General features: G+C 74.8%; 9 protein-coding genes. 8 read left to right on the top strand and 1 reads right to left on the bottom strand.

What is annotated here, in order from left to right:
* The 8 genes from ABD317_RS11470 to ABD317_RS11435 form a co-directional block, all read left to right on the top strand.
* Nucleotides 1-398, top strand: a 398-nt coding sequence (locus ABD317_RS11470; RefSeq protein ID WP_344289676.1) for a RibD family protein, incomplete at its 5' end; no start/stop codon positions are given.
* Between the two features lie 2 nt (nt 399-400).
* On the top strand, nt 401-1,018 hold the full coding sequence (locus tag ABD317_RS11465) for a riboflavin synthase (RefSeq protein ID WP_344289675.1): 618 nt from the start codon (nt 401-403) through the stop codon (nt 1,016-1,018).
* A complete protein-coding gene (locus ABD317_RS11460; protein ID WP_344289674.1) occupies nt 1,015-1,680 on the top strand; it encodes a nicotinamide mononucleotide transporter family protein in 666 nt (221 codons plus the stop codon). The genes ABD317_RS11465 and ABD317_RS11460 overlap by 4 nt, the downstream gene beginning before the upstream one ends.
* Nucleotides 1,677-3,071, top strand: a complete 1,395-nt coding sequence (gene ribA, locus ABD317_RS11455) for a GTP cyclohydrolase II (protein WP_344289673.1) — start codon at nt 1,677-1,679, stop codon at nt 3,069-3,071. The genes ABD317_RS11460 and ribA overlap by 4 nt, the downstream gene beginning before the upstream one ends.
* A gap of 67 nt (nt 3,072-3,138) precedes the next feature.
* Nucleotides 3,139-3,624 (top strand): 6,7-dimethyl-8-ribityllumazine synthase, encoded by a 486-nt coding sequence (gene ribH, locus ABD317_RS11450; RefSeq protein WP_344289671.1) that lies wholly within the window; start codon nt 3,139-3,141, stop codon nt 3,622-3,624.
* A gap of 34 nt (nt 3,625-3,658) precedes the next feature.
* Complete coding sequence (locus ABD317_RS11445; RefSeq protein ID WP_344289670.1) at nt 3,659-3,931, top strand: phosphoribosyl-ATP diphosphatase; 273 nt, start codon at nt 3,659-3,661, stop codon at nt 3,929-3,931.
* Nucleotides 3,932-3,998: 67 nt separating this feature from the next.
* Complete coding sequence (gene hisG / locus ABD317_RS11440) at nt 3,999-4,847, top strand: ATP phosphoribosyltransferase (protein ID WP_344289669.1); 849 nt, start codon at nt 3,999-4,001, stop codon at nt 4,845-4,847.
* Nucleotides 4,844-5,284, top strand: a complete 441-nt coding sequence (locus tag ABD317_RS11435) for a PH domain-containing protein (protein ID WP_027751695.1) — start codon at nt 4,844-4,846, stop codon at nt 5,282-5,284. The genes hisG and ABD317_RS11435 overlap by 4 nt, the downstream gene beginning before the upstream one ends.
* Before the next feature lie 54 nt (nt 5,285-5,338).
* On the opposite strand, the gene ABD317_RS11430 is transcribed toward ABD317_RS11435, so the two are convergent.
* The gene (locus tag ABD317_RS11430; protein ID WP_344289668.1) at nt 5,339-7,204 is read right to left on the bottom strand and encodes an AAA family ATPase; all 1,866 of its coding nucleotides are present in this window, start codon (nt 7,202-7,204) and stop codon (nt 5,339-5,341) included.
* Nucleotides 7,205-7,254 lie beyond the last annotated feature (50 nt).

The raw sequence follows: 7,254 nt of genomic DNA, 5'->3' as shown, positions 1-7,254 counted from the left end.
CCCTCCTCGTTGCCGCCGCGGCCGCCGGGGCCCACCCGGCCGGCCTGGTGCGCCTGCGGCGCGCCGGCACCGGCCGCGTCCTCGACGTCGCCGCGCTGCTCGCGGAGCTGTACCGGCGGGACGTCCGCTCCGTGCTGCTGGAGGGCGGCCCGACGCTGGCCGGCGCGTTCCTCGCCGCCGGGCTCGTGGACAGGGTCGTCTGCTACCTCGCCCCCGTCCTCCTGGGCGCCGGGCCCGCGGCGCTCGCCGACGCCGGAATCGGGACGATCGGCGAAGCGTTGCGCCTGGATGTGACCGCCGTCGATCATCTCGGCCCCGACCTGCGGCTGACCGCCGTGCCCGGCCCCGGCCCCGCCCCTGCCACCGCCACCGAGCTTCCCGCCACCAAGGAGAGCTGACGTTGTTCACCGGAATCGTTGAAGAGCTCGGCGAGGTCGTCGCCGTCGAGGAGCTGCCCGACGCCGCCCGCTTCCGGCTGCGCGGCCCCGTCGTCACCGACGGCGCCCGGCACGGCGACTCCGTCGCCGTCAACGGCGTCTGCCTGACGGTCGTGGACCTCGAAGGGCCCGAGTTCACCGCGGACGTCATGGCCGAGACGCTCAACCGCTCCAGCCTCGGCGGCCTCGCCCCCGGCGACCGGGTCAACCTGGAGCGCCCCACCGCCGTCGGCGGGCGCCTCGGCGGCCACCTGGTGCAGGGCCACGTCGACGGCACCGGCGAGATCATGGCGCGCAAGACCTCCGACAACTGGGAGGTCGTCACCGTCTCGCTGCCCGACAGCCTCGCCCGCTACGTGGTGGAGAAGGGCTCCGTCACCGTCGACGGCGTCAGCCTCACCGTCGTGGACACCGGTCCCGACTTCTTCACCGTCAGCCTCATCCCCACGACGCTCGCGCTGACCACCCTCGGCCGCAAGCAGCCGGGGGACCGGGTCAACCTGGAGGCCGACATCGTCGCCAAGTACGTCGAGCGGCTGCTCGCCCCGCACACCGCCCGCTCCGCGGGAGCACGCGGGTGAGCACCCTGGACTCCCTGAACGGGGTGGCCTTCTCGGTGTTCGGCGAGGACATCAAGTGGGCCGACATGACCGGCAACCTCCTGGGGCTGGCGGCCCTGGCGCTCGGCTGGCGCCGCTCGGTGGCCGTCTGGCCGGCCCAGCTGCTCTCCGGCGCGGTGCTCGTCGTCGCCTACGCCGCCGCCGGCCTCACCGGCGGCGTCGGCAAACAGCTGCTGGTCGTCGGCGTCTCGGTGTGGGGCTGGACGCAGTGGACCCGCGGCCGGCGGGACAGCGGGGCGATCCGGGTGCGCTTCGCCACCTGGGCCGAGCGCGCCTGGCTCGCCGCCGCCACCGCGGCCGGCACCGCCGCCGTCGCCCTGCTCTTCCTCGCCTTCCCCTCGCTGTCCTGGAACCCCTGGCCGGACGCCTACCTGTTCACCGGCTCCGTCGCCGCCATGGTCGCCATGGCCCGCGGCTGGGTCGAGTTCTGGATCGCCTGGCTCGCCGTCGACGCCGTCGGCGTCCCCCTCGCGTACTCCAGCGACCTGAAGTTCTCCGCCCTCGTCTACGTCGTCTACGGCGTCGTCGTCCTCCTCGGCCTGCGCGCCTGGTGGACCGCGAGCCGCCGCCCCGCCCCGCCCGCCGCCGGACGGGCGGAGGCACTGGAAGGAGCAGCCGTATGACCGCCCTGCAGACCTGGCAGCCCACCGGGGAAGCGGAGGATCTCGGCCTCGACCCCGTCGAGCGCGCGATAGAGGAGATCGCCGCCGGCCGGCCCGTCGTCGTCGTGGACGACGAGGACCGCGAGAACGAGGGCGACCTCGTCGTCGCCGCCGAGCTGATCACGCCCGCCACCGTGGCGTTCATGATGCGCGAGTGCAGCGGCCTGATCTGCATGCCGATGACGGGCGCGGCGCTGGACCGGCTCGGCATTCCGCAGATGGCCGAGCGGAACACCGAGTCCATGCGCACGGCCTTCACCGTGACCGTGGACGCCTCGCCGGCGCACGGCGTCGGCACCGGCGTCTCCGCCTCCGACCGGGCCACCACCATCCGGCTGCTCGCCGACCCCGCCGCCGGCGCCGCCGACTTCGTCCGCCCCGGGCACATCTTCCCGCTGCGCGCCCGCGAGGGCGGCGTGCTCGTTCGCGACGGGCACACCGAGGCCGGCGTGGACCTGGCCCGGCTCGCCGGGCTGCGGCCCGCCGCCGCGATCGTGGAGATCGCCGGCGAGGACGGCGAGATGCTGCGGCTGCCGCAGCTCGTGCCGTTCGCCCGCAGACACGGCTTCGCGATCATCTCCATCGCCGACCTCATCGCCTACCGGCGTGCCACCGAGCCCGCCTCGCCGGCGCCGTCGCCCGCCGCACAGCCCGCCGCACGGCCCACCGCAGCCCTGCCGGCCGCCGCCCGCGCCCCCGAGCCCGGGGACGCCCCCGCCGTACACCGCGAGGCCGCGACCCGGCTGCCCACCGCCTACGGCGACTTCACCGCCTACGGATACCGCTCCGCCGCCGACGGCGTCGAGCACATCGCCCTGGTGAGGGGCGACGTCGCCGCGGCCGACCGCGACGAGGCGGTGCTCGTACGCATCCACTCCGAGTGCCTGACCGGCGACGTCTTCGGCTCCCAGCGCTGCGACTGCGGCCCGCAGCTGCACGCCTCCCTGCGCCGCGTGGCCGCCGAGGGCCGCGGCGTCGTGATCTACCTGCGCGGCCACGAGGGCCGCGGCATCGGCCTGCTGTCCAAGCTGCGCGCGTACGAGCTGCAGGAGCGCGGCCGCGACACCCTCGACGCCAACCTGGAGCTGGGCCTGCCCGCCGACGCCCGCGACTACGCCGCCGGCGCCCGCATGCTGGCCGACCTGGGCGTCGGCTCGGTGCGCCTGATGACCAACAACCCGGAGAAGGTCGACGCCCTGCTGCGGCACGGCCTGACCGTCACCGGCCGCGAGCCCACCCCCGTCGAGGCCGGCGAGCACAACCTGCGCTACCTGCGCACCAAGCGCGACCGCATGGGCCACCACCTGCCGTGGCTGGACGGCGCGCCCGTCGCGGTGTGCAGCAACCAGTGACCGCGGCACCACCCCCGAAGAACCCACCACCGGCACAGCACAGCGAGAACAGCGGAAGAGGAGAGCCGTGAGCGGCAAGGGCGCACCGGAACTGACCGTCGAGAACTGCGCGGACCTGCGGGTCGCCGTCGTCGCCGCGCGCTGGCACGAGCAGGTGATGGACGGGCTCGTCGACGGCGCCCTGCGCGCCCTCGGCGAACTGGGCATCGCCGAGCCGGCCCTGCTGCGCGTCCCCGGCAGCTTCGAGCTGCCGGTGGCGGCCCAGGCGATGGCCGGCCGCGGCTACGACGCCGTCGTCGCCCTCGGCGTCGTCATCCGCGGCGGCACCCCGCACTTCGACTACGTGTGCCAGGGTGTCACCCAGGGCCTCACCCGGGTCGGCGTGGAGACCGGCGTCCCCGTCGGCTTCGGCGTGCTGACCTGCGACACCGAGGAGCAGGCGCTCGCCCGCGCCGGGCTGGCCGACTCGGTCGAGGACAAGGGCCACGAGGCGGTCACCGCCGCCGTCGCCACCGCCGCGGCGCTGCGCGCCCTGGCCGGGCCCTGGCGCTGAGCGCCCCCGCGGACCCCGTAGACTTGGCGGCACCATGGCCAGCAAGACATTCGAGGAGCTGTACGCCGAGCTCCAGCAGAAGGCCGCCGCCGGCGACCCCGCCACCTCCCGCACCGCCCAGCTCGTGGCGGAGGGGGTGCACGCCATCGGCAAGAAGGTCGTCGAGGAGGCCGCCGAGGTCTGGATGGCCGCCGAGCACGAGGGCGAGGAGCGCACCGCGGAGGAGATCTCCCAACTCCTGTACCACCTGCAGGTGATGATGGTCGCCCGGGGCATCTCCCTCGACGACGTCTACGCCCACCTCTGACGCCCGCACGCCACCGCCGCCCGACCCGCAGAACAGCCCGACCGGCAGAACAGGAAGACACACGACCATGCTGCGCATCGCCGTCCCCAACAAGGGTTCCCTCGCCGAGCCTGCGTCGGCGATGCTCCATGAGGCCGGCTACCGGCAGCGCACGGACCGTCACGAGCTGGTCCTCGCCGACACCGGCAACGACGTCGAGTTCTTTTTCCTGCGCCCCCGCGACATCGCCGTCTACGTCGGCTCGGGGCGCCTCGACATCGGCATCACCGGCCGCGACCTGCTGCTCGACTCCGGCGCCGGCGCCGAGGAGATCATGCAGCTCGGCTTCGGCGCCTCCACCTTCCGCTACGCCACCCGCCCCGGCACCGCCGCCGGCATCGCCGGCTTCGGCGGCAAGACGGTGGCCACGTCGTTCTCCGGCCTGGTCGCCAAGCACCTGGCGGACAACGGCGTCGACGCCGACGTCGTCCACCTCGACGGCGCCGTCGAGACCGCGATCCAGCTCGGCGTGGCCGAGATCATCGCCGACGTCGTCGAGACCGGCACCACCCTGCGGCAGGCCGGTCTGGAGACCATCGGCGAGCCGATCCTCACCTCCGAGGCGATCGTCGTCCGCGGCACCGGCTCGCCGCGGGAGGAGCCGAAGGTACGGCAGTTCCTCCGCCGGATGCAGGGCGTCCTCGTCGCCCGCCGGTACGTGATGATGGACTACGACATCCGCGCCGAGCACCTGGAGCAGGCCGTCGCCCTCACCCCGGGCCTGGAGTCGCCCACCGTCTCCCCGCTGCACCACGAGGGGTGGGTCGCCGTCCGGTCGATGGTGCCCACCGCCGACGCCCAGCGGATCATGGACGAGCTGTACGAGCTGGGGGCCCGCGCCATCCTCACCACCACGATCCACGCGTGCCGCCTGTGACCGCCGCCGACCTGCCGGTCACCTTCCGGCCGCACCGCACCCGGGTGGTGCTCGTCAGCGCCGGCCTGGCGCTCTTCGCCGTCCTCACCGCGATCGGCCTGACGCTGAACCTGAGCGTGGGCGAGCGGATCAGCTTCGTCCTCGTCGGGCTGTCCTTCCTCGGCGTGCTGCTGCTGCTCAGCCGGCCCAAGGTGGTCGTGGCCGACGACGGCGTCACCGTCACCAACCTGACCCGCAGCCGGCACCTCGCCTGGGCCGAGATCCTCCGCGTCAACCTGCGCCCCGGCGACCCCTGGGTCTCCCTCGACCTCGCCGACGGCACCAGCCTGCCGGCGATGGGCATCCAGCCGGGCATCGCCCGGCAGCAGGCCGAGCAGGACGCGCGGGCGCTCGCCGGGATGGCCGCGGAGCGCACGGCGGGGCCGTCCGGCCCCTAGCGCCGCCGTACGGCCTCGGGGCCCCCGCGGCGGCCGGTGGCCGCCGGCGCGGGGTCAGCCGGGCTCCGGCTCCTCGCCCGGCTCGCGGCCGGAGAGGATCTCGCCGTACGCCTGCATCAGGTCCGGCAGCCGCAGCGTCGCCAGGTCCTCGCGGCCCGGCGGCCCCGGGTAGGCCGACAGCCGCAGGTCGCGGTAGGCGCAGCTCTTCTCGTACAGCGTGCGCAGGAAGCGGCCGTTGCCCAGCTCGTCGATCCAGCCCTGGTCGACGACGTGCCCGCAGATGCTGCGCAGCTCCTCGACCGCCTCCTCGTCCCAGGTGTCGCCGTTCTGCGCCGCCAGCACCTCGCCGATGGCCGTCAGCTCCAGCGGGCGGTAGCTGGGGAAGTCGACGCGCGTCGTGAAGCGGGACGTCAGCCCGGGGTTGCTGGAGAGCAGGCGGTCCATGCCCTTGGGGTAGCCGGCGAGGATCACGACGAGCCGGTCCCGGTTGTCCTCGGCGCGCTTCAGCAGCACCTGCAGCGCCTCGTCGCCGTACGCGTCGCCGCGGGAGTAGCCGACGCCGGCGAGGCTGTATGCCTCGTCGATGAAGAGCACGCCGCCGAGGGCGGTGTCGATCAGCTCGTTGGCCTTCACGGCGGTCTGGCCGAGGAACTCGCCGACGAGGTCGGCCCGCCCGGCCTCCACCAGCCGGTCGCTGGCGAGCAGCCCGAGCGCGTAGAAGACGCGGCCCAGGATGCGGGCCACCGTCGTCTTGCCCGTACCGGAGGGGCCGGAGAAGACGAAGTGCCGCTTCGGCGGCTGCACGGGCAGGCCCTCGCCGGCCCGCAGACGCGCCATGTTCAGCTGTGCCGACAGCGCCCGCACCTGCCGCTTGACGGGGTCGAGGCCCACCATCCGGTCGAGGTCGGCCAGCGCCTCGGCGAGCATCGCCGGGGCCGTGGCCGTCGGCTGGGGCGCGGTGCCCGCGTGCAGCGGGGCGCGCTCGCGCAGGACGCCGGCGCCCCCGGCCGGGGCGGGCGGGCGCAGCACCTCGTCGGCGGGCACCAGCTCCCGGCCGTCCGGCGGCGGGGGAGCGGGGTCGCCCGGCGCGCTCTCCTGCTCGGCGCCCAGGGACACCGACGCCAGCCCCGGCACCGGGTCGAGGCCGTCGAAGTCGTCGAGGCCGTCGATGGCGGCGATCCGGGCCGCGGTGTCCATGAAGGAGGGGTCGATGCGGTGCACCGCCCGGTACAGCGGGAGCGCGGCGGCGCTGCGCCCGGAGCCCTCCTGCGCGCGGGCCAGCCAGTAGCGCAGCTCCTTGCGCTGCGGCTGCTCGCTGCGGCAGCGCATCAGCGCGGCGGCGAGGATCGGCACGGCCTGCCCGTACATCTCCAGCCGCACCCGCGCCATGCCGGCGAACAGCCCGGCCTCTATGCCCAGCAGGGGGTCCTCGGTGAGCGGCACGGTGAGCCGGACGAGCTGCTCCCAGTCCTTGACCAGATACGCGCGGCAGGCGTGCAGGAAGCGCACCTGCGGGTCGGCCTCGGCCGGGGGACAGGCGGCGAGCGCCTGCTCCAGCTCGGCCACGTGCCGGCCGTCGAGCCAGTGCGACGCGTGCGCCAGCAGCAGGTCGCGGCCGGAGTCGAGGACGGGCTGCACCCACCAGCCCAGCCAGTACCAGGAGTTGAGGGGGCGGCGGTGCCGGGCGCGCTGCTCGCCGAAGCGGTCGCGGTGCCGGTACATCTCCAGCAGCGCGGTGGCGGTGTCCGCGCGCAGCGCGTGCAGCCCCAGCCAGGCGTCGGCCATCTGCGGGTCCAGCCGCACGGCGGACCTGAACTCCTCCTCGGCCCGGGTGTAGGCGCCCATGGTGTAGGCGTCGATGCCCCGCAGCCAGGCGAGTTCCGCCGGGGCCTCGGGCCCGTGCGCGCCGTTCTCCCTCACGTAGCCACCAACCGTTCCCCCGCGGATCTCCTCGGGTCGCTGGTCGGCCG

This window comes from Streptomyces synnematoformans (genome assembly GCF_039531005.1).
Lineage (GTDB): Bacteria > Actinomycetota > Actinomycetes > Streptomycetales > Streptomycetaceae > Streptomyces > Streptomyces synnematoformans.
This window is presented reverse-complemented; position numbering and strand designations above follow the sequence as displayed.